Raw genomic sequence first — 20379 nt, forward strand, 5'->3', positions numbered from 1 at the left:
TGACCGGGGGCGGCACCCTGCTGCCGATGAGCGATGTCATCCGCCTGGCCCGCCACGCCCACCACTATTTGGCGATCTTCGACAACGGCAAGGCCCTGGCGCTCTATCACACCAAACGCCTCGCCTCACCCGGCCAACGAATCGTGTTGTACGCCAAGGACCGCGGCTGCAGCAGCCCCGGCTGCACCGTGGGCGGCTACTACTGCGAAGTCCACCACGTCACCGACTACAGCAAGTGCCACACCACCGACGTCAACAACCTCACCTTCGCCTGCGGCCCCCACCACCGCCTACTACGCCCCGGCGGCTGGACCACCCGAAAAAACACCCACGGCGACACCCAATGGATCCCACCCCCACACCTCGACACCGGCCAACCCCGCACCAACACCTTCCACCACCCCGAAAAACTCCTGCGCGACGGAGACGACGGTGAGCCGTAGCACACGAAACTCGTTGTGCAAGTGCAGGGTGCGGTGGAGCCTTTCCGAGGTGCGCTGACCGGCAGTGCTACGACTCGCAAGCAATACCGTCGTTGTCGCGGTCCAGCTTCTGCTGGTAAGCGGGATCGCCCCTGGGGATGTTGTACCGGCCATCTTTGCGGGCTTCGCTGCAGTTCCTGTAGGGCGGACCTGCCTGTGCAGGGGGCGCGATGGTCGCGCCGATGCCGACAAACATGGCGGTTGCGGCCATTCCCGCCATAACCAGACGAGTCATCATTGGTAGCTCAATCCTCCTGTGTGCGGATGGATTTTATCGTGAGCACTACATTTCGGAGGCGAATTGAAGCATGATCTGGACCGGCGCCCGAGGTCGGGCGCTAGCTCAGTCGAACACCTTCGGCGAGTGCCTCGTCGAGCAGGTCTCCGATGCGGTACCGCTGCCACAGCAACAGCAGGTTCGACAGCATCTGCAGGGGCGCCCGCACGCTCTCGTCGGCCCTGATCCGCGGGTCCGTGCGGCTGCTCGGCGCGGCGTCGAATCGCCTGCGCAGCAACGCCGGAACGTCCAACAGCCAGGCCACACCCATCACGGCCGCATACAGCAGCGTGTGCCGGCGCAACCTGTCCGGCTCCAGGTGCGGACCGCCATAGCGTTGAAACTCCGCGACAAATAGTTCCAACAAGTCGTCGAGATGGGTGTCCCACATGTCGTTTTCGGCGCCGGACATGGCTCCCCACAACGCCATGCCGAGATTCATCTGGCTGACGCATCCCCAGTCCATCAATCCACAGCGCAGCGTGCCGTCGGCGTCTCGCCAAAACCACGCGTTGTCAATGTTGGCGTTCCAGTGGCACAGCGCAACGTAGTCGGCGTCGGCGGCCAGGTGATCGGCGACCGTGTTTTCATACTGCGCCAATCGGGGCGCCTCATCGGCCATGCGCGCCAGGAATTCCGGTGAGCCGGTGCCGGCGGGCACCAGCCCGGGATGGGTACGGATGAACTCGGCCAGCCGGTCGATCCGCCGTTCCAGTTTGCCCGCCGGTAGCAGCACCCGCTCCCCCACCGTCGCGGCCTGCACATCCAGCGGAAAGTGCGCGGTCTGGTCCGCGGGCAGCCGGCCGGACCGGTGCGTGCCGGCAAGCCGCGCCAGCGCGGTCAGCAGCGCACGGTAATGCTCCAGCGGATTGGGCATCTCGTAGTCGAGGCACTTGTGGTATTGCGGCTCGATCCCGTTAGTGCCGAAGCGGATTCGTTCGGTGATCAATATCCCGGTACCGGTCGGACCGTGGTAGTCCGCGAACTGCGGGCTGGGCACCGCGATGGGGAATCCGGGCGCTCGCGCCAAGGAGGCGAACCGAACCTCGGCCTGCATCTGGGTCTTTCCGCGGTCGCGCACCGGGTCGTGGAAATCGCGGGAAAACTTAACGAACAGGTCGGTGTGCAGACCCGCTGCGGGCCTTTCATATTCGACCGACAGCACCGCCTTGCGTCCGGTGCTGCCACCGCTGATCTCGCGGAAGTCGCCGATCCGGGCCACGCCGTTGCCATCCAGCACCCCGGAGGCCCGAAACGCCTCGGTCATAAACCCCGCCCCGCCGCTGCGCAACGACGCGGGGTCGGCCGGGAACGGCAATCCGTGGTGGTCACCGATCACCCAGTCCGAAGCCACGCCGCTACCAGGTCTGTTCGGCCGAGCGCACCAACATGTGATTGACCGCCACCCGGCGGTCGCGCGTCACCATGAACAACACGGCATCAGCGATGTCCTCGGGCCGCAGCATGACCATGCCGGCCGTCTGCCGTTCGAACGCCTCCCGCGACGATTCGGCCAGGTGACTGAAGATCTCGGTGTCCACGGTTCCGGGGCCCACCACCCCGACCCGGACGCGCTTGCCCAGCACCTCTTGGCGAAGGCCCTCGCTGAAGGCGTTCACCCCGAACTTGGTCAGCGAATACACCGCGGTGTTCGGCCGCGCGACCCAGCCGGCGGTCGAACTGATGGTGACCAGATCGGCGACCCCGCGCGGCGCGTCGGCGGCCGCCTCGATCAGGTGCGGAAGCGCCGCGCGCGTGGCGTAGAGGACGCCCTGCACGTTGACCGACACCATCTGGTCCCAATCACGCAGCGACGCCTCGGTCGCGGGCGCCGACTGCATCAGGCCCGCGTTGTTCACCAGGATGTCGAGGCGTCCCAGCTCCGCGACGGTGCGCCGCACCGCGGACGCCACCTGTTCGGCATCGGTGACGTCGGCGGGCACGACCAGCGCTGTCCCACCGACGGATTCGATCTGGGCCTTCAGCTCCTCCAGCCGGTCGGCCCGGCGCGCCAGCAAGGCGACCGCCGCGCCCTGCGCCGCCAGCGCTCGGGCCGTCGCCGCGCCGATGCCGCTGCTGGCGCCGGTGACCAGGGCCGCTGCGCGCGCCAGTGTCGTCATGTTCCGCCCGTCGGTTGCGTGCCGAGTATCTCGTGTAAAACGTAGTCGGTGTCCTCGCCGAGGTCCGGCGCGCCGCGCGCGATCCGCGCGGGGGAACGCGCCATCCGCCAGGACGGCCCGAGCACCGGCCGCTGACCTTCGCGGTGATCCGTGACGAACCGGTACAGCTCTCGGTCCCACAACCGTTGATCCCCAATCACATCCACCGAAGTGGCGCTCTTGGCGGCCGGCACCCCGGCGGCGCGCAGGTGCTGCGCGAGCCGCTCCGCGTCCTGGTCTCGGGTGAGCCGGGCGAGGTCCGCGTCGAGCGCCCGGGCGTGCCGGTGTCGCGAATCGCCCGTCGCGTAGCGGGGATCGTCGGCCAGCGTCGCGGCGTCGAGCGCCTCGCACAACCGGAGCCATTCGGCGTCGGTCGCGACCGCCACCGTGACCCAGGCGCCGTCGGCACACGGGTAGCAGCCGTGCGGGCACATGTCGGGATGGTTGTTGCCGGCCGGACCCAGCTGCCGGCCGGTCAGCGACTGCTCCAACAGGCAGTCACCGATCATCGAGGAGAGCGTCTCCACGGCCGACACATCGACGAATTGCCCTGCGCCGCTGAACTCGCGATGCAGCAATGCCACCACGGCGGCATAGGCCGCGGCGGCCCCGACCGTCGAATCGCCGTAGCGCATGCTGGTCCCCAGCGGCGGGCCGCCGGGGTAGCCGACCAGCGCTGCCGGTCCGGCCAGCGCGGCAAAGCATGGCGCATAACCGGTTTGGTGGCCCAGCGGCCCGTCGTTGCCCCACATCTTGATCGACACCGAGATGATGTCGGGCTTGATCTCGGTGAGCTGTCGGTACCCCAGGCCTTGGCGTTCCATGGCGCCGGGGCGCAGGTTGTTGAGGACGATATCGCTGCGGGCGATCAGCTCCCGCAGCTGTGCCATCCCGTCGGCCGATTTGATATCGAGGTTCACGCTGAGGATCTCGGGGTTGATGCTCAAGAAGTAGGGCGCATGGTTGATGTCCGTGCCGCCGTAGGCGCGCATCTCCTCGGGGCTGTCGGCCGTCTCGATCTTGATGACTTCGGCGCCCAGCATCGCCAGCAGCTTTCCGGCGTACGGGCCGGCCCACACCTTGGTGAGCGCGACGACGCGCACCCCTTCCAGCGGTCCGCCCCGCGGGTTCTTGGGTGGCTTGAGTTGGGCCGGCCTGACCACCGGCCGGGCGCGCGGAGCGTCGATGCTTTCCATGACCGCGCGGGTGTGTTCGCCGAGCCGCGGTGCGGCGCCGGTGATCCGGGCGGGCGAGGCGCTGAACGCATACGGCACCGTGGGATACGCAGCGTCACCCAACACCGGATGGCGGACCCGCTGGAAGAAACCGCGATGGCGGTACTGCGGCGACTGGTGCAGGTCGGCGGCGCCGTTGACGGGCACCAGCGGCACACCGAGCCGCTGCGCCCGTTCCGAGGCCTCCTCCTTGGCGAGGCCGGCGACCCATGCGGCGAAGCCGCGCTGAAATGCCGTGACCTTCTCGGCGGTGACGGAGAACTCCAGCCAGTCGTCCTCGAACCCGTCCAGCCAGTCGGGTTGTCCCATCAGGCTTTTCACCCCGGCCCAGTGGGACCTGCTGGTCATGTACAAGTAGACGAAACCGTCGGTGCAGGCAAAGAACGAGGCCGGCCCCGCTTGATCGTAATCGCCGCGCTCACCGTCGGCCGGCACCTCGCCGGTGACGAGGCGGCCCAGGATGCAATCGGCGCGCGACACCAGCACGGCCTGCTCGGAGATGTCGATGAACTCGCCGTTCCCGGTGTGCAGACGTCCCCACAATGACGACGCGACGCACAGCGCCGCCTCCAGCCCCGCCTCGTAGTCGGCCAGGAAGCGGCCGGGACCCTGCAGCGGCGGCTTGGTCGGGTCGGGGTGGCTCGGCGTGTGATATCCCCAGCCGCTGGCGTGAAAGACATTGATGCTGCGAGCATTGTCGAACTCGGCGGCCACGCCTTCGCCGTACGGGGTGATGGAGCAGCAGACCACCGACGGGTGTTGCGCGGACCAGCCCGCGGTCCAGCCTTCGACTACCGCGTCGGCGGTGTCGATGAGCCGGTGCAGCCGCTCGATGTCGGCCGCCGAGCCGAGATCGAGAACGACCGAGCGCTTGTTGGTGTTGAGGTAGGCGAACAGGGCGCTGCCTTCGCAACCGTCGCCAACGACGGGCGCCATGGCGCGGGTCGCGCTGCCGCGCTTCGGCGCCTCGATCTTGATCACCTCGGCGCCGAAGTCGGCCAGCAGCTTTCCGCAATACTCGCCCGCGACGGATTCGGCTAACTCGACGATCCTGATACCCGTCAGCGCGGACATGTACGCCCCGCCAAATCGGTCAGGGCTTCGCGCGTCCCGAGCGGCTCAGGCGCCACTCCGGCGGGAAGTTGAGGTCGTTGTCCTTGACCACATTGTTCAGACCCTTTTCGAAGGTGCCCCCGGTCAGGTCGACCTCTTCCGCGTCGTTTTTGATCATCGGCAACATGCCCTCGACCATGCCGGTCAGCAGGCTGCCGAAGTACTCGCCCTTGTGCTGCTTGTAGAGCTCGAGGAACGTCTTCTGCACCGCGACGGTGTCGGTCGGACGCGACTTCGAGCATGCCAGCGCGTACTTCTCGGTCTCGGCCTCCAGCTGGTCGCGGGGCACCACACTGTTGACGAATCCGCAGTCGTACATCTCCTTCGCGCTGAACGGCCGTCCGGTGAACAGCATTTCGGAGAACTTGCGCAGGCCCATCGTCTCGGCCCACCACCACAGCCGCGGTCCCCAACCGACGTAACGGAAGGCGGGGTGCCCGAACAGCGCGTCGTCGGACGAGATCACCAGGTCTGCGTCGCCGGCCTGATAGAAGTGCCATCCGTAGCAGTAGCCCTTGGCCTCGATGATGCTGATCTTGCGAAGCTCCTGCAGCGGGCGGTTTCCGGCGCGGGCCTTGGCGTAGAAGTCGGTGACGGTGGACAGGTACCGGTACGAGCCGCCCGGCGGGTACTTGACGTCGTCGTCGTTGATCGCCAACTCGTGGTGCAGCGGCAGGCCCGGGTTCTCCAGCATCGGGCGCTGCTCGGGTAGGTCGCCGCCGCTGCCGAAGTCCTGGCCCTCGCCGCGGATCACGACCACCTTGACGTCGTCGTCCACGTTGCACTTGTGGATCAGGTCCGCGTAGTTCTGCCGCATGCCCAGCGTGGTCGAGTTGAGCTCTTCCGGGCGGTTGAACGTGATGTAGGCGATCCGGTTCTTCTTGTCCTTCTCGAACTTGATGTACTGCTCGGCTTCCTTCTTCAGCTTTTCGTAGTCGTATTCAGGCATGGGCTTCTTCTTTCACTGGGGGTTAGCGCCTATTTGAGCAAGCTGCCCGCGTCGACGGGAAGCGAAACGCCGGTGACATAACGAGATTCGTCAGAGGCGAGGAACAGGACAGCGTTGCTGATGTCGATGGCATCCACCCAAGGCACCGGCAGTGTGTGCATCATCTGCGAGATCGGGGCGAAGTCGTCGGGTCCGGGATTTTCCAGATCGGGACGAAAGAGCCGATAGGTGTTGTCGTTCATCACCATCGTGGTGCTGACCTGGGTGGGCAGCACGGAGTTGACCCGGATCAGGTGCGGGCCCAACTCGACGCCGAAGGCACGCATCAGGCCGATGACGCCGTGCTTGGCGGCGATGTAGTGACCGGTGTTCGGGTAGGCCTTGCGGCCGCCCACCGAACTGGTGAGCACGATGGACCCGCCGCGTCCGCCCGAAAGGATGTGTGGCACACCGGCTTTGACCGTGTGCCAGACGCCGCTGAGGTTGATGTCGATCATGTCCTGCCAGACATCCTCGCGGATCTTGTGCAGCTTTCTGCCGTCGGTCCCGACGCCGGCATTGGCGACGATGATGTCGAGGCGACCGAGCTGTTCCACCCCGCCGTCCACCGCGGCCTTCAGCGCGTCGTAGTCGCGGACGTCCACCTGGGCGGTGACGATGCGCCGGTCGAGGTTTTTGACCAGATCCGCGGTCTCGGCGAGGTCTTCCGGTGTCGAGTGGGGATAAGCCAGGTGCTCGATCGGCCCGCAGACGTCGACCGCGATGATGTCGGCGCCCTCCTGCGCCAGCCGCACGGCGTGGCTGCGGCCCTGTCCGCGGGCGGCACCGCTGACGAAAGCCACCTTGCCCTCGACCCGGCCGGTCATCACGGCACCAGCGCCGGCATACACTCCCAGCCCCGCACCGTGGAGGTTGGACTGAGGGTGGCACTGTTCAGGTCGACCTCCCATTCGGGGAATCGCTTCAGGATCTCCTCCAGGGCGATGCGGCCCTCCAGACGGGCCAGCGCCGAGCCAAGGCAGAAGTGCGTGCCCATGCTGAAGGTCAGATGCGGGCGGACCCCGCGGTGAATGTTGAATTCGGATGCGTCGGGCCCGAATTGGGCCTCGTCGCGGCAGGCCGACCCGATGAGCATCATCATCACGCTGCCTTCGGGCACCGTCTCGTCGTGCACCACGACGTCGCGGGTGACATACCGCGACACGTGTGGGGCGGGCGGCTCGTAGCGCAGCAACTCCTCGATGGCCTGCGGGATGAGAGTAGGATTGACCACGAGATCGCGACGCTGGTCGGGGTGTTCGGCGAGAACCTTTCCGGACCAACCGATCAGCCGTGTCGTCGTCTCGTTGCCGGCACCGGCCACGACGTTGAGGTAGACCAGGATCTCCTCGCGGGACAGCCGGCGGGTGGTACCGGTCTCGTCGACGAATTCGACGTTGAGCAGTTCGGTCATGATGTCGTCGGACGGATGCTCGGCGCGCCAGTCGATGTAGGCCTCGAACTGCTCGCCCACGGACAGGCCATGCTGGGCGGCGTCCATCGGCTTGCCGGCCTCGGTGCGTAGCTGGGCGTTGCCGCGGTCGCGGATGTACTCCTGGTCGTCCTCCGGGATGCCGAGCAACATGCTGATCACCTTCATCGGCATCTGCGCACCCAAGTCAGTGACGAAGTCGAAGCGTCCGGATCCCACCAGCGGATCCAGCAGTTGCGCGCAGAAGTCGCGGATCATCGGCTCGAGCGCGGCGATCCGGCGCGGGGTGAACATCCGCGACAGCAGCTTGCGGTGCACGTCGTGAATCGGCGGGTCTTCGAAGATCAACATGCCCGGCGGGATCTCGAGGTTCGCCTTGATCAGCTCGAGGATGGCGCCCCGCGCGGAGCTGTACGTCTCATGGTCAACGAGCGCCTTGCTGACATCCGCGTAACGGCTCACCGCGTAAAAGTCGTATTCGGCGTTGAAATAAAGCGGAGCCTCTTCGCGCAATCGCGCGAACATCGGATACGGGTCGGCAATCAGCCCGACATCGTATGGATCGAACCGAACACTGCTGTCGGTGCTCGCCGTCACGAAAACCCTCCTACCGCTGCACTTTTCGGTACCCGCATTACCTGCACCAGGGCTAGCGCTGCCAGCGTTGCAGCGCTGGATTCGGTCCGGGCAATTTATACACTCCGCTTAATTGCGTCGCTGTCACTGCTGCGCGAGCGCGGGAGAAAACGACGCATGAACGTGGGCTTACTCTATTGTCGTAGAGAACCATACAGCGGACGCCCTGGCAAGAGCCAGAGCCCGGTGCGCCGTGTCCGGTCGGCGCCCTCATCCCGACCCGGCCGCCCCGCGGCCCAACTGCCGCAGACCACCCGTCTGGGTGAGCCGCCCCTTGTCCGAACTCCTCAAAATCCCGGCGGCGATCGCCGAGAGGATCCCGTCGAGCTGTTCGGCGCTGTCGATGATCCGGTCGCCGTGGGCGAACCGCTGCAGCAGACCGTTGATGAACGTCAGGGTGACGTTGCTCAGATCCTCGACGACGGCCGGATCCAGGTCGGCGCCGTGCGGCATGAGCTGCACCAGGATTTCCCGGTGCAGCTTGGTGAACTCGTCGGTGGCCTGCTGCAGGATCGCGGCCAATGCGGGGTCGCGGGTGGCCTGCATGGTGAGCTCGTAACGGGCCCTGGTTCGGTACAGCTGCGGATCGCTGCCGGCCTGGATGACGACCTGCGACAACCGCGACGGTGCGCGACGTGCGGCGTCGGCATCGGAGCTGTCCGCGATCGCCTGCAGCTCGGCGAGGTCGAGCTCGGCGGAGCGCTCGGCCACCGCGCGCAGCAACGCCGATCGGGTGCGGAAATAAAACGAGGTCGTTCCGTCCGGCACTCCGGCCTTGCGGTCGACCTTCAAATGGCTCAATCCCTTGGCCCCGTCATCGGCCAACAGCTGAATTGCCGCGTCGCACAGGTCGCGGCGGCGCTCGGCGGGATTGGGTTTTCGTCGTCTGTCCATGAGCTTGAATCGCGACCATACTCTATATTTATAGTGTCGGTAAAGGGCACATTCTCCACCGCGCCAGGGTGTCGGATAAAGGCAGCTCATCCCCGACGACGGCGCCGACTCGGGGTGTCCGAATTCGACGTTCCACGCTAATACACACCAAAGAAATTGCGGTGCAAGGCTTCCCGTCGGACGGAAAACCAATGGCCGGCGAGTAGAGTCAGTCCGGATGATTCACCGTCGTTTGCGCGTGCGCAATGCCGCCGCCTGGCTCGGGTCGCTCGGCCTGCTCGCCGCCGCGATGAGCGGCTGCCAGCACGCGCACCGGCCCGCACCGTCCAGCTCATCGACCACCGCGCCGCCGAGCACCATCGCGCCCCCGCCACCGCCACCCCCACCGGTGGTCAAGATCGCCCCATTGCCGGTGCGGCCGGTGACGAAGTCGCAGCCCACGACTCCCGCCGTCAAGTGCCCGGCCACCGATCCGAACGCCCCGACCAAGCCGACGGACACCCTGACCACCTGTGACATCGGGCGAACCACCGTCTACACGTTGGGCCCCGAGACCATGCAACTGGGCCTCGTGCACGTGGACCCGCCGAAATCGTTGACTGCGGACTATTACGAACTGACCCTTGTGCTGGATCCCCCGTCGACGGCCGCCTGGGCCGCATTCACCGGCGAGCATCTGCAAGACCACATGGCCTTCATCCGGGACAACATGGTGCTCGAGGCGCCGATCATCGAGCAACCGGCCACCTCGGGGCGGATCGTGCTGACCACCCAAACGGCCCAGGGCGCTGCGCAATTGGCGCAACTTGTGGGCCGCCCCGCATGACACCATCGGGGCGGGCGGACCGCCTCGGCATCGGCATGCTCAGCGTATTCGGGCTGCCACCAATCGAATTGGTGGGTCTCGCCGCGAAGCTGGGATGCCGCCACATCTCGGTCGCCGTGCAGGGGATGCCGCTGGTACCGCTGGGTTATCCTCGTTTCTCGCTGAAGGACGACGCCGCGCTGCGCGGCGACCTGCTCGCGGCGCTGCGCGATCGGGGCGTGGGCATCTCGCTGGGCGACGGGTTTCTGGTGGTTCCCGGCGCCGACGTCAGCGCCCTGCGCGGTGATCTCGACGTGATGGCCGAGCTCGGTGTCCCCCGAATCAATGTGGTCAGCGTGGACCCCGACCTTGCCCGGACCCTTGACCAGTTCGCCGCACTGACCGAGCTTGCGGCGCAGCGCAATATCGAGACGGTCGTCGAACCGGTGCCCGGCCTGACGATCGGCGACCTGAGCGCCGCCCTGGCCGCCGCGGAACACGTCGCACGCCGCGAATTCCGCTTGTTGATCGACACCATGCACTTGGTGCGGTCGGGCTCCGGCGCCGCCGAACTGGCCGCCATCGATGCCGATCGCATCGGCTACGCCCAACTCAACGACACGACGCTGCGGCCGCGCATCGACAACTACCTGGAGGAGGCCATGTTCGAGCGCATGGTTCCCGGTGAGGGCGAACTTCCGCTGCACGACCTGCTTGCCGCGCTTCCCGCCGATACGGTGGTCGAAATCGAAGTGCCGCGGCGATCGTTGGCGTTGGCGGGGGTGAGCCCGCTGGACCGCCTACGTCCGTGCGTCGAGGCCGCACGCCGCTTGCTGTCGGAGGTTCAGGCCGGGTAACGCAGCGGTAGCCCCGAGTTTCCGGTTAGGGTCAGCGGATGGGGCAGGTAACGGAGCGCTGGCGTGCGGCTCGGGTGGCATCGGCGTTGTACAACACGGCCGCAATGCATGACAGCGTCGCTGCGGTGGGCGCAAAAGCGTTGTGGGGGTTGGCGTTACATGAGCTGCTGGAAGTGGTTCGGCGCGTCGGTGAAGCTCCCGCCGGCGCCCGTGTGCTGGACATCCCGTGCGGTGGCGGATTTGCCTTTCGCGGGCTGCGCCCCGGGCAGGATTGCCGCTACGTGGCCGCCGACATTTCCTCGGACATGCTCGGGCGGGCACGCCGTCGGGCAACTCAGCTGGACGTGGCCGACCTGATGGAGTTCACCGATGCCGATATCACGGATCTGCCCTTCCCGGACAACACCTTCGACCTGGCCTTGACGTTCAACGGTCTGCACTGTCTTCCCGACCCACGAGCGGCGGTCGTCGAACTCGCCCGCGTGCTGAAGCCGGGTGGGATTCTTCGCGGGAGCACCTGTGTACGCGGTCGCGGCTGGCGCCAGGATCGTTTTGTGACCGCGCTGCGGGCGGCGGGCTTTTTCGGCGATACGCCCCGGGCCGGTGACGTGCAACGCTGGCTGGCGGACGCGGGACTCGAAGTCTTGGCGGCACGGCACAGCGGTGCGGTCGAGCTGTTCGAGGCCCGAAGACCCAGCGGGTGATCCCTAGCGAACGTTACGGTCAGCGTCCTCAGAGTTGCAGGTCGTACACCGAGATGGGGTCGAGGATCACGCCGGTTTCCTCGACGTAGCGATCCCACAGCGCCAGCAGCTCGGCCAGCTTGTCGGGCCGGGAGGCGGCCAGATCGTCGATCTCACCGGGATCGGCGGACAGATCGTAGAGCTGCCAGTCGCCCGGCCCGTACGGCGCGGGCAGGTACAGCGCCTTCCAGTCGCCCTGGCGGATGGCGCGGCGGCCGAACAACTCCCAGCCGGTGCCGGTGTCGGCGTCATGCACGGTCTCGGTGGCGCCCGTCAGGTAATCCACCAGTGAGCGGCCGCGCATGGGCGCCACCTCGCGCCCGCCGTACGACGTGCCCGGGTGCGTGGTGCCGGCCAATTCCAGCAGGGTCGGCGCGATGTCCATGACCGTGCTGAACGCGGTGCCGATCTCTTGCTGGCGGGCGAAGCCGGGCCAGGTGACGAAGCCGGTCACGCGGATCCCGCCCTGGGTGGTGAACGCCTTGTGCAGGCGCGACGGCGCGGTGGCGGCCTGCGCCCAGCGCGGGCCGTACCAGATGAACGACGTGGGCCGGCCCAGGTTCTCCAGGCTGTTGTCGCAATGCTTTTCGATCTGTGCGGCGATTTGGGGGCCGCGCAGTGGCATCGCCTCCACGATCGCGCCCTCGGCGCCGTTGTCGGACAGGAAGATGACGACGGTGTTGTCGAGTTCGCCGCTGGCCGTGAGGTAGTCGATGACCCGGCCGACGTTGTGGTCCATCCGGTCGACCATCCCGGCGTAGACCTCCATGCTGCGCGCCGAGCGCGCGCGCTGCTCGTCGGTCATGTCGGCCCACTCGGGCGCGCCGTCGGCCACCACCGGGTGTGCGACGACGTCGGGCGCACAGAGGCCGAGCCGCTTGAGTGCGGCCAGCCGCTCCTCGCGCAGCGCGTCCGGCCCGGCGTCGTAGCGGCCCCGATATTTCGCGATGGATTCGTCGGGCGCCTGCAGCGGCCAGTGCGGAGCCTGGAACGGTAGATAGGCGAAGAACGGCCGGTCGTCGTCTGCGTCGCGCTCATCCAGATACCGCAACAGCGTGTCGGTGTAGGCGTCCGAAGAATAGAAGTCGTCACCGACGGTGACGAACCGGTCGTCCTCGGTGTAAAGCGTTGGCACGGGCGAGAATCCGCGCGCTCCCGCTCCGCCGTAGTGACTGGCGCCGGCTGGCAGCAGGGCGAACGAGCGCTCGAAGCCGCGCGCCCACGGCGAGGTCTCGATGGTGGCGCCGAGGTGCCATTTGCCCGACATCAGCGTCAGATATCCCGCGTCGCGCAACAGTTCGGGCAGGGCGACGACCCGGTCGTTCAGGTAGCCCTCGTACCCGGGTGCGCCGCGGAAGTCCGGGGAAGCGACCTCGAGCATCGTGCCGATGCCGGCGATGTGGTGGTCGGTCCCGGTCAACAGCATGGCCCGGGTCGGCGAGCAGGCCGGGGCCGAGTGGAAATCGGTGAGCCGGACACCGGCGTGGGCCAGCCGGTCGAGATTGGGCGTCTCGATTTCGCCGCCGAATGCGCCGAGATCGGAGAACCCGAGGTCGTCTGCAACGATGACGAGGAAGTTGGGGCGCGTCACGCTCAAGCATCCTGCCAGGTCGGTCGCCATGGCGGAATGATGCGCACCCGCTCGACGTCGATACTGTCGAGGCGGGCTCTATCCGCCCGCACTGCGAACAGCGAAGGGGCAAGTAGATGTTGACGCAGTTTGGAATGTCCATCCCGCTGGTGGCGGCTCCGATGTCGGGTGGCCCGACCACCCCGGCCATGGTCTCGGCCGCCTCCCGCGCCGGCGCCCTGGGCTTGCTCGCGGCCGGATACAAGACCGTCGAGGCCATCGAGGCCGAGATCAAAGCCGTTCGCGCCGAAGGAATCCCGTTCGGGGTCAACGTCTTCGCGCCCAATCCGGTGCCGGTCGATCCGCAACGCTACCGCGCCTACGCGGCGATCGTGCAGGCCGACGCCGACCAGTTCGGGCTGACGCTGCCGCCCGAACCGATCGAGGACAACGACAAATTCGACGAGAAGATCGCGCTGTTGCTCGACGACCCCGTTCCAATGGTGTCGTTCACTTTCGGCATACCGTCGCGCGACGTGATCGCCGCGCTGCGACGGGCGGGCAGCGTCGTGGTCCAGACGGTCACCACGGCCGACGAGGCGGCGCAGGCGTACGACGCCGGCGTCGACATGCTCGCCGTGCAGGCCGTCGACGCCGGTGGGCACTCCGGCACCCTCTCGCCGCAGCGGCCGTTGACGCCGGTGCCGATCGTCGACCTGGTCCGGCAGGTCGTCGCGCGGGTGCCCCTGCCCGTGCTGGCCACCGGCGGGCTGGCCACCCCCGCCGCGGTGGCCGAGGTGATCCGCGCCGGCGCGACCGCAGCGGCGGTGGGCACCGTGCTGCTGCGCGCCACCGAGAGCGGCGCCTCGGCCACTCATCAAGCGGCCCTGATCGATCCCGCCTACACCGAGACGGTGCTGACCCGTGCCTTCACCGGCCGGCCCGCCCGCGGCCTGCGCAACGCGTTCATCGAGGCCCATGAAGCCGAGGCGCCACCGGGCTACCCCGCCATCCATTACCTGACCAGCCCGCTGCGCAAGGCCGCCGCGGCCGCGGGCAAGCCGGACTTCGTCCACCTCTGGGCGGGCACCGGATATCGGCACGCGACCGCGGAGTCCGCCGCCGACATCCTGCGCCGACTGGCCTCCGACCTGTGACCGATCAGTACTCGAAGCGGTTCAGCACGTCGTAGTGGCGGCCGGCGGTCAGCCACGTCACCCGGTAGATCAACCGCACCGCGGCCGAGGGGATTCGCTGGTAATCGGCCAGCACGGGTGTCTGCTCGAGGAAGCGCAGCCGCGGATTCCACGTCGCGATCTCGCCCGCGTCACGGATGCCCCATTTGATGATTCCCCGGGTGAAGATCCTCGACATCAGCGGCGCCAGGGCAGACAGCGTGTCGAAATGCATTTCGCCGCCGGCGAATCGGTCGATCAGCCGCTGCAGTAGTCGCCGGACGTCGTCCTCGGGCAGGTACATCAGCAGGCCCTCGGCAACGATCAGCGTCGGACGGCCGGTCGGGACCTGATCGAGCCACTGCAGTTCGGTCACCGACGAGCCGATCATCCGGTAGCTCTCGGTATCGTCGTAAAGCCTGCTGCGCAGCCCGATCACGCTCGGCTGATCGACGTCGAACCAGGTCACCGACGGCGGCACACCGAGGCGAAACGCGCGCCCGTCCAAACCACAGCCCAGGTGCAGGACGACCGCGTCCGGATGGCGGGCGAGGAAGTCGGCGCACCAGTTGTCGAGCTGCTTGGCCCGCAGCGCGACGAGGTACTGATTGGCCGCCGGCCACGACATCCGATGGATTCGCTTGAAGTCGTAGTCGATGCGGTCCACGGCTTCGGCGGCCGCCTTGTCCCCCAGAATCGGCCGCTCCGAACGGCTTTCGTGGGCACGCAGGTAGAGCGTGATGAGATTCGTCCACTCCACCGATCCCCAGGACACGGAACTGAAGTCGACTTTGTCCGTCGCGGTCATGGTTGTTTCCTTTTCGCCCGGTATTCGGTCCACATGCGCATGAGTTGCTCGCCGTAGGCCTGGGTGCAGAACTCACAGAAATCGCGGAAATCCTCGACGCGCTGCCGCTGTTCGGCGCGGTCCTCGCCCAGCATCGACAGCGCGTACTCGGCGGGTTCGATGCCCAACCGCATCAGCGACAGCTGAGTCGCCAGGACGCTGGTGAAGCCGCCCGGCCTGACGCGGTAGACGTGCTGACGGTTGGGGCTGGGCAACCGCTCCACCATGCCGCCATCCAGCAGTTGCCGGGCGACGGTGCTGATCGACGCCTTGCTCACCGATAACGCCTCGGTCAGCTGGGTCAACGACTGCTGCGGCGGATCGCAGATCAACAGCCACCCGTACACCCGGCCCATGGTCCGGGTGGCGCCGAGCAGCTCGAAGAAGAGCCCGAGGCGGTCGACGAACTCGGCCTCGTCCGGCGCCATCAAATCTCCCAACTACGTTCAGTACGTACTAAACGTAGCTTATAGGACGTCAGGTCGGCCAGTGTGAGGTCAACTGGCCGCCCCCTGCGCCGCGGCGGCCCGCATGCCCAGCACGCTGTCGATCGCGACCGGTGGCGATTCCGATTAAGGTCCCGGCACCTCGTTACGATCGAAGTTACGAAAGCGATACGGGCGATGGCTCTCTTGTGCGCGATACCCACGCAACGGGCGATTTTCGGCTTTTGCGCATTGTGCTCGGGCGCCCGCGCGGACCGGTCAGAACGCTTCGGGATCCCGTTGCACCTCAGCCGGCACCGGGTGCCGGTACAACCGAGAGGCGTTCTCCCAGCTGAACTTTCGGATGACCTCGAGTGGCAGATCACCGATTTGTTCGTGAATGGTCTGCTGGGTGTGCGGCCAGGTCGAGTCGCAATGCGGGTAGTCGGCCTCCAGCATGATGTTGTCGACGCCGATCCGGTCGCGCTGCACGAACGAGGACTTGTCCTCGACCGCGCAGAACCAGAAGTTGCGGGTCAGCACCTCGGCGGGGGTCAGGGTCTCGCCGAGCGCCTGCCAGGTGCCGTACATGGCGTGATAGCTGAGCATGTGGTCGAGGCGGTCGAGCAGCCCCGCCACCCAGCCGATGCCGCCCTCGGACAGGCAGATCTTGAGGTCGGGGAACCGGCTGGGCAGCCCGGAGTACAGCCAGTCGACCGCCGCGGAGATGGCGTAGGCGAAGAACAGCACGCCCTGCACGTCCGGCGGCGCATCGGCGGTGGTGGACGGTGACGACCCCGACGACCCGATGTGCAGATTCACCACGGTGCCGGTCTCGGCGCAGGCCGCCATCAGCGGATCCCAGTGGTCGGTGTGGATGCTGGGCAGCCCCAGCATCGCCGGGTTCTCGCTGAACGTCACGGCGTGAAAGCCGCGCTCGGCGTTCTCGCGGATCATCTTCGCGCCGAGCTCGGGATCGAGCAGCCACGGCAGTTGGCAGGGGATGATCCGGTCCGGATACGACCCCGCCCAGACGTCGAAATGCCAGTCGTTCCAAGCCCGCACCGAGGCCAGCGCCAGGTCGCGGTCGCCGGTCACCTGCTGCAACCGCTGCCCGGCGAAGCCCGGCAGAAACGACGGGAAGTTCAGCGAGGCGTAGATGCCGTTGAGGTCCATGTCCTTGATGCGGGCGTGGATATCCCATGCGCCCCGGCGCATTTCGTCGAACCGGACCGGTTCGAAACCGTACTCCGCCACCGGCCGTCCAACCACGGCGTTGAAGCCGACGTTGGGCAGCTCCTTGCCGTCATAGACCCACGTCTGTCCCCCGCTGTCGGTCTCGACGACTTTCGGCGCCCGGTCGGCGAACTTGCGGGGCAGCCGGCCGGTGAAGGTGTCCGGGGGTTCGACGATGTGATCGTCCACCGAGATCACCGTGTAGCGCCGGGGTGCCCGCGGCGGGTCGGGCAGGAAGGTGACCGAGCGCTGGGCGCCGGTCTTGGCCGTGGTGAAGTTCAGGTCGGTGGCCAGCTCGTCGATCGATTTCACGCGTCAATCCCCCTGCGGCGCGGCGTTGTGAGTGTGAACTGACGGTGTTCAGCGTGCGGTGGGGGCGGCGTGTGCCGGCGTGTCGCCGCCGTGAGTGCACACTCGACGGTCACGCGAGCACATCCGGGTCGGCCTTGATGGTCATGCGCGCGGCCCCGGCCCAGTAGACATCGGCAGCCCGTTCGATCAGCGAGCGCTGCATGCCCGCCATGTCCGACCAGTTCATTGCCACCGGGTCCTTGCCGGTGAGCAGGACGTCGTAGGCCAGCTTGCAGACGCGTTCGATGGATGCCGCGCGGTAGACGGCTTCGGGCAGGTTGCGGCCGGTCGCGATGACGCCGTGATTGGCCAGGATGGTCAGGTTGGCGCCGCCGATCCGGGCCGCGAGTTCCGCGGCGCGCGCGGGGCTGTCGATTTCGCCGTCGTAGGTGTCGACCAGGCACAGGTCGTCGAGGAACAGCGACCCCGTCTGGTGCACCAGTTCGGGCAGACGGCCCAGCGCGGCGAGCACGCACGCGTGGTACGGGTGGTTGTGGATCACCACGCGGGCGTCGTCGCGCACCCGGTGCAGCTCGGTGTGGATGTGGATGGCGGGGGTGACGTCCCAGCGTCCGCGGATCACGCGCGCGTCGGCGTCGACGACGCAGATGTCGGACGCGGCGATCTCCTGCCACCACAGCCCCCATGGATTGACGAACATCTCCGTTTGGCCGTCGAGTTGCCAGGTGATGTGCCCGGCCATGTTCTCGGCGAACCCGATGCCGGCCAGGTGGCGGAAGGCGATGGCCAACGCCTGCTCGCTGGACAGGTCCACGCCGATGGGCGGCACCACCGACGGCGCCCAGACTTCCAACCCGCCGCGCCGTGCGTTAGGAGCGTTCATGACCGGCCTCCATTCTGGCTCCAATATCCTCGCGCAGGCGGCCTTTGGCTATCTTTCCGCCGGACGAGCGGGGCAGTTCGTCCAGAACGATCAGGCGTTCGGGCAGCAGTTCCTTGGAAACCCCCAGCGCCAGCAGGTGTTCGACGAGCCCCGGCAGGTCGACGGACGCGGAGTCGGTGAGTTCGGCGTAGAGGCAGACCTTTTCGCCGAACACCGGGTCGGGCATGGCGACCGCGGCCGCTATCGCGATGGCGGGATGGGTCATGACGGCGTCTTCGACCTGGCTCGCGCTGATGTTCTTGCCGCCGCGCACGATGAAATCGGAGGTACGCCCGGTGACCCGCAGGTAACCGTCGGCGTCGATCTCGCAGATGTCCCCCATGCGCATCCACCCGTCGCGGGTGAACAGCTTGTCGTGGTCGGTGCCGCCGAGGTAGCCCAGGCTCGTCGCCGGTCCCCGGCAGGCGGGCTGGCCGCGCCGTGTGGCGGTGACGTCGCGGTCCCCGTCGAACAACCGGACCGACATTTCGGGGATGAGCCGGCCCGCGGTGCGCAGCCGGTGCTCGCGCGAATCGTCGAGGGTTGTCGCGCTGAGCATCCCGGTTTCGTTGGAGCCGTAGAACTGCAGGATTTTGGCGCCGGTGAGTTCCTCGAACTCGGCCGCGGGCCGGTACGGCAACGCCTCCCCGCCGGTGTACACCACGCGCAGGGAACTGAGGTCGTAACCGCGGCTGGCCGGATCGGCCATCAGCATCGTCAACTGGGTACTGACGCAACACAATACGGTGACCTGGTGCCGGGCTATCGCCTCGCAGGTGGCCGCGGTGGTGAACCGGTCCAGCAGCACCGCGGTGGCGCCGAGGTGGATCGGGGTGGTGTGGCTGGTCCACAGCCCGAACCCGAACGGGGTGGGAATGACGGGCAGGAACACCTCGTCGGGCGTCAGTCGCCCATTGGCGACGGCTTTCTGGTGGAAGTAGTGCCAACGGTTCTGGGTGTGCACGACGCACTTGGGCAGCCCGGTAGTGCCGGACGTCGAGTTGATCAGGAAGACGTCGTCGGGACCGAGTTGGGCGTCTCGGTCCAGCGCCCTGGGTTCTGCGTCGACGTCGAGGCGAAGCGTCCCGCCCTCGTGGCCCAACACCAGCCGGGGCACCCGCAGTTCGCTCGCCACGTCCGCGGCCGCCCCGGCGCGGGGCGGATCGCTGATGAGGATTTTCGGCCCGGCGGTGCGCAGAATCGCCGTCGCCTCGCGGGTGCCGGCCCGCGCACCGATGCCGACGACCACCGCCCCACATCGTTCGATCGCGACGAACAGCGCGTGGATGGCCGCGCAGTCGCCGTGCCAGACCGCCACGCGCACGCCGCGGGCCACGCCGATTCCGGCCAGCGTCTCAGTCAAACTGGTTGCGGTAGTGTCGAATTCGCGCCAGATGAACGCCGGCCCGCCATGGTCGACGTAGGCGTGGCGCTCCGGGGTGCGTTCGGCGTTTCGCCGCACCGCATCCGAAAGTGTCGACCCGCTCCACCAGCCGGCGGCATGAAAGCGGGCCGACTCCTCGTCGGTAAATGCCGGCGAACCCACGGGTTTCAGCCCACCGGCGCTCATCACCAAATGATAGGAAAGCCACCCGCGGGTTCGGCGCTAGGGATTCGGCGGGGCGGGCGCGGCGTGCTGGTTCTTGTCGGCGCTCGCCGGCGCGGTGGGTTTCTCGCCCGGCGCCGCGCCGGCCGCCAGCGCCTCGTCGTCGGTCGTGACGCCCGCGCCGCCGGCTCCCGGCGGCGCCCTGCCGGTGCACCCCATCGGGGGAGGCGGCGGCTGCATCATCGGCCTCAATTGCGGCTGCGCGCGCAACGCCACCTGCCCCTCCCCACACCCGCGCCGGCCGAGCGCCGACAAGAACCAGCACGCCGCGGGCCACGCCGATTCCGGCCAGCGTCTCAGTCAAACTGGTTGCGGTAGTGTCGAATTCGCGCCAGATGAACGCCGGCCCGCCATGGTCGACGTAGGCGTGGCGCTCCGGGGTGCGTTCGGCGTTTCGCCGCACCGCATCCGAAAGTGTCGACCCGCTCCACCAGCCGGCGGCATGAAAGCGGGCCGACTCCTCGTCGGTAAATGCCGGCGAACCCACGGGTTTCAGCCCACCGGCGCTCATCACCAAATGATAGGAAAGCCACCCGCGGGTTCGGCGCTAGGGATTCGGCGGGGCGGGCGCGGCGTGCTGGTTCTTGTCGGCGCTCGTCGTCGCGGTGGGTTTCTCGCCCGGCGCCGCGCCGGCCGCCAGCGCCTCGTCGTCGGTCATGGCGAAC

Annotated in this window: 20 protein-coding genes; 5 read left to right on the plus strand and 15 right to left on the minus strand. The window is 67.4% G+C overall.

Annotation, left to right across the window (positions count from 1 at the left end; all coding sequences use genetic code 11):
• Positions 1-443, plus strand: a 443-nt coding sequence (locus A5646_RS25315; protein WP_156765708.1) for an HNH endonuclease signature motif containing protein, incomplete at its 5' end; no start/stop codon positions are given.
• Positions 444-510: 67 nt separating this feature from the next.
• Here the strand turns inward: A5646_RS25315 and A5646_RS25320 are convergent.
• The 8 genes from A5646_RS25320 to A5646_RS25355 form a co-directional block, all read right to left on the minus strand.
• A complete protein-coding gene (locus A5646_RS25320) occupies positions 511-693 on the minus strand; it encodes an excalibur calcium-binding domain-containing protein (protein WP_066866538.1) in 183 nt (60 codons plus the stop codon).
• Positions 694-820: 127 nt separating this feature from the next.
• Positions 821-2098, minus strand: a complete 1278-nt coding sequence (locus A5646_RS25325) for a hypothetical protein (RefSeq protein ID WP_082984850.1) — start codon at positions 2096-2098, stop codon at positions 821-823.
• Between the two features lie 19 nt (positions 2099-2117).
• Positions 2118-2879, minus strand: coding sequence for an SDR family NAD(P)-dependent oxidoreductase (locus A5646_RS25330; protein ID WP_067025134.1), 762 nt, complete (start codon positions 2877-2879; stop codon positions 2118-2120).
• Entirely contained in the window at positions 2876-5227 is a 2352-nt protein-coding gene (locus A5646_RS25335; RefSeq protein ID WP_067025137.1) for a CaiB/BaiF CoA-transferase family protein, read from the minus strand. Before A5646_RS25335 ends, A5646_RS25330 begins: the two co-directional genes overlap by 4 nt.
• Before the next feature lie 19 nt (positions 5228-5246).
• The gene (locus A5646_RS25340) at positions 5247-6215 is read right to left on the minus strand and encodes an enoyl-CoA hydratase/isomerase family protein (RefSeq protein ID WP_066866519.1); all 969 of its coding nucleotides are present in this window, start codon (positions 6213-6215) and stop codon (positions 5247-5249) included.
• Between the two features lie 29 nt (positions 6216-6244).
• Positions 6245-7081: a mycofactocin-coupled SDR family oxidoreductase gene (locus A5646_RS25345; RefSeq protein ID WP_067025164.1), complete on the minus strand. Its 837-nt coding sequence runs from the start codon at positions 7079-7081 to the stop codon at positions 6245-6247.
• Positions 7081-8283 (minus strand): cytochrome P450, encoded by a 1203-nt coding sequence (locus A5646_RS25350; RefSeq protein ID WP_067025140.1) that lies wholly within the window; start codon positions 8281-8283, stop codon positions 7081-7083. The genes A5646_RS25345 and A5646_RS25350 overlap by 1 nt, the downstream gene beginning before the upstream one ends.
• A 249-nt stretch (positions 8284-8532) precedes the next feature.
• Positions 8533-9216, minus strand: coding sequence for a TetR/AcrR family transcriptional regulator (locus tag A5646_RS25355; protein ID WP_067025143.1), 684 nt, complete (start codon positions 9214-9216; stop codon positions 8533-8535).
• A gap of 217 nt (positions 9217-9433) precedes the next feature.
• On the opposite strand from A5646_RS25355, the gene A5646_RS25360 reads away from it, so the two are divergent.
• Genes A5646_RS25360 through A5646_RS25370 form a run of 3 tightly spaced genes read left to right on the plus strand, consistent with a single transcriptional unit; the run spans position 9434 to position 11582 of the window.
• On the plus strand, positions 9434-10042 hold the full coding sequence (locus tag A5646_RS25360; protein WP_197497863.1) for a preprotein translocase subunit SecD: 609 nt from the start codon (positions 9434-9436) through the stop codon (positions 10040-10042).
• Positions 10039-10878, plus strand: coding sequence for a sugar phosphate isomerase/epimerase (locus A5646_RS25365; RefSeq protein ID WP_067025147.1), 840 nt, complete (start codon positions 10039-10041; stop codon positions 10876-10878). The genes A5646_RS25360 and A5646_RS25365 overlap by 4 nt, the downstream gene beginning before the upstream one ends.
• Before the next feature lie 38 nt (positions 10879-10916).
• Positions 10917-11582, plus strand: a complete 666-nt coding sequence (locus tag A5646_RS25370) for a class I SAM-dependent methyltransferase (protein WP_066866501.1) — start codon at positions 10917-10919, stop codon at positions 11580-11582.
• Positions 11583-11610: 28 nt separating this feature from the next.
• On the opposite strand, the gene A5646_RS25375 is transcribed toward A5646_RS25370, so the two are convergent.
• Positions 11611-13212, minus strand: coding sequence for an arylsulfatase (locus tag A5646_RS25375; protein ID WP_066866536.1), 1602 nt, complete (start codon positions 13210-13212; stop codon positions 11611-11613).
• A 116-nt stretch (positions 13213-13328) separates the two neighbouring features.
• Between A5646_RS25375 and A5646_RS25380 the strand changes: the two genes are divergently transcribed.
• A complete protein-coding gene (locus A5646_RS25380; RefSeq protein ID WP_067025150.1) occupies positions 13329-14348 on the plus strand; it encodes a nitronate monooxygenase family protein in 1020 nt (339 codons plus the stop codon).
• A gap of 4 nt (positions 14349-14352) precedes the next feature.
• On the opposite strand, the gene A5646_RS25385 is transcribed toward A5646_RS25380, so the two are convergent.
• The 6 genes from A5646_RS25385 to A5646_RS29265 all read right to left on the minus strand — a co-directional run bounded on the left by A5646_RS25385 (position 14353) and on the right by A5646_RS29265 (position 19897).
• Positions 14353-15174 (minus strand): class I SAM-dependent methyltransferase, encoded by an 822-nt coding sequence (locus tag A5646_RS25385; RefSeq protein WP_067025154.1) that lies wholly within the window; start codon positions 15172-15174, stop codon positions 14353-14355.
• Entirely contained in the window at positions 15171-15641 is a 471-nt protein-coding gene (locus A5646_RS25390; protein ID WP_066866496.1) for a GbsR/MarR family transcriptional regulator, read from the minus strand. Before A5646_RS25390 ends, A5646_RS25385 begins: the two co-directional genes overlap by 4 nt.
• Positions 15642-15917: 276 nt before the next feature.
• On the minus strand, positions 15918-17186 hold the full coding sequence (locus A5646_RS25395) for an amidohydrolase family protein (protein ID WP_067025157.1): 1269 nt from the start codon (positions 17184-17186) through the stop codon (positions 15918-15920).
• 109 nt (positions 17187-17295) lie between these two features.
• Complete coding sequence (locus A5646_RS25400; protein ID WP_067025159.1) at positions 17296-18069, minus strand: class II aldolase/adducin family protein; 774 nt, start codon at positions 18067-18069, stop codon at positions 17296-17298.
• Entirely contained in the window at positions 18056-19678 is a 1623-nt protein-coding gene (locus A5646_RS25405; protein ID WP_067025161.1) for a class I adenylate-forming enzyme family protein, read from the minus strand. The genes A5646_RS25400 and A5646_RS25405 overlap by 14 nt, the downstream gene beginning before the upstream one ends.
• Positions 19679-19714: 36 nt before the next feature.
• Positions 19715-19897, minus strand: coding sequence for a hypothetical protein (locus tag A5646_RS29265; protein ID WP_156765709.1), 183 nt, complete (start codon positions 19895-19897; stop codon positions 19715-19717).
• Positions 19898-20379: the final 482 nt, after the last annotated feature.

This window comes from Mycobacterium sp. 1245499.0 (genome assembly GCF_001673615.1).
Classification (GTDB): Bacteria; Actinomycetota; Actinomycetes; order Mycobacteriales; family Mycobacteriaceae; genus Mycobacterium; species Mycobacterium europaeum_A.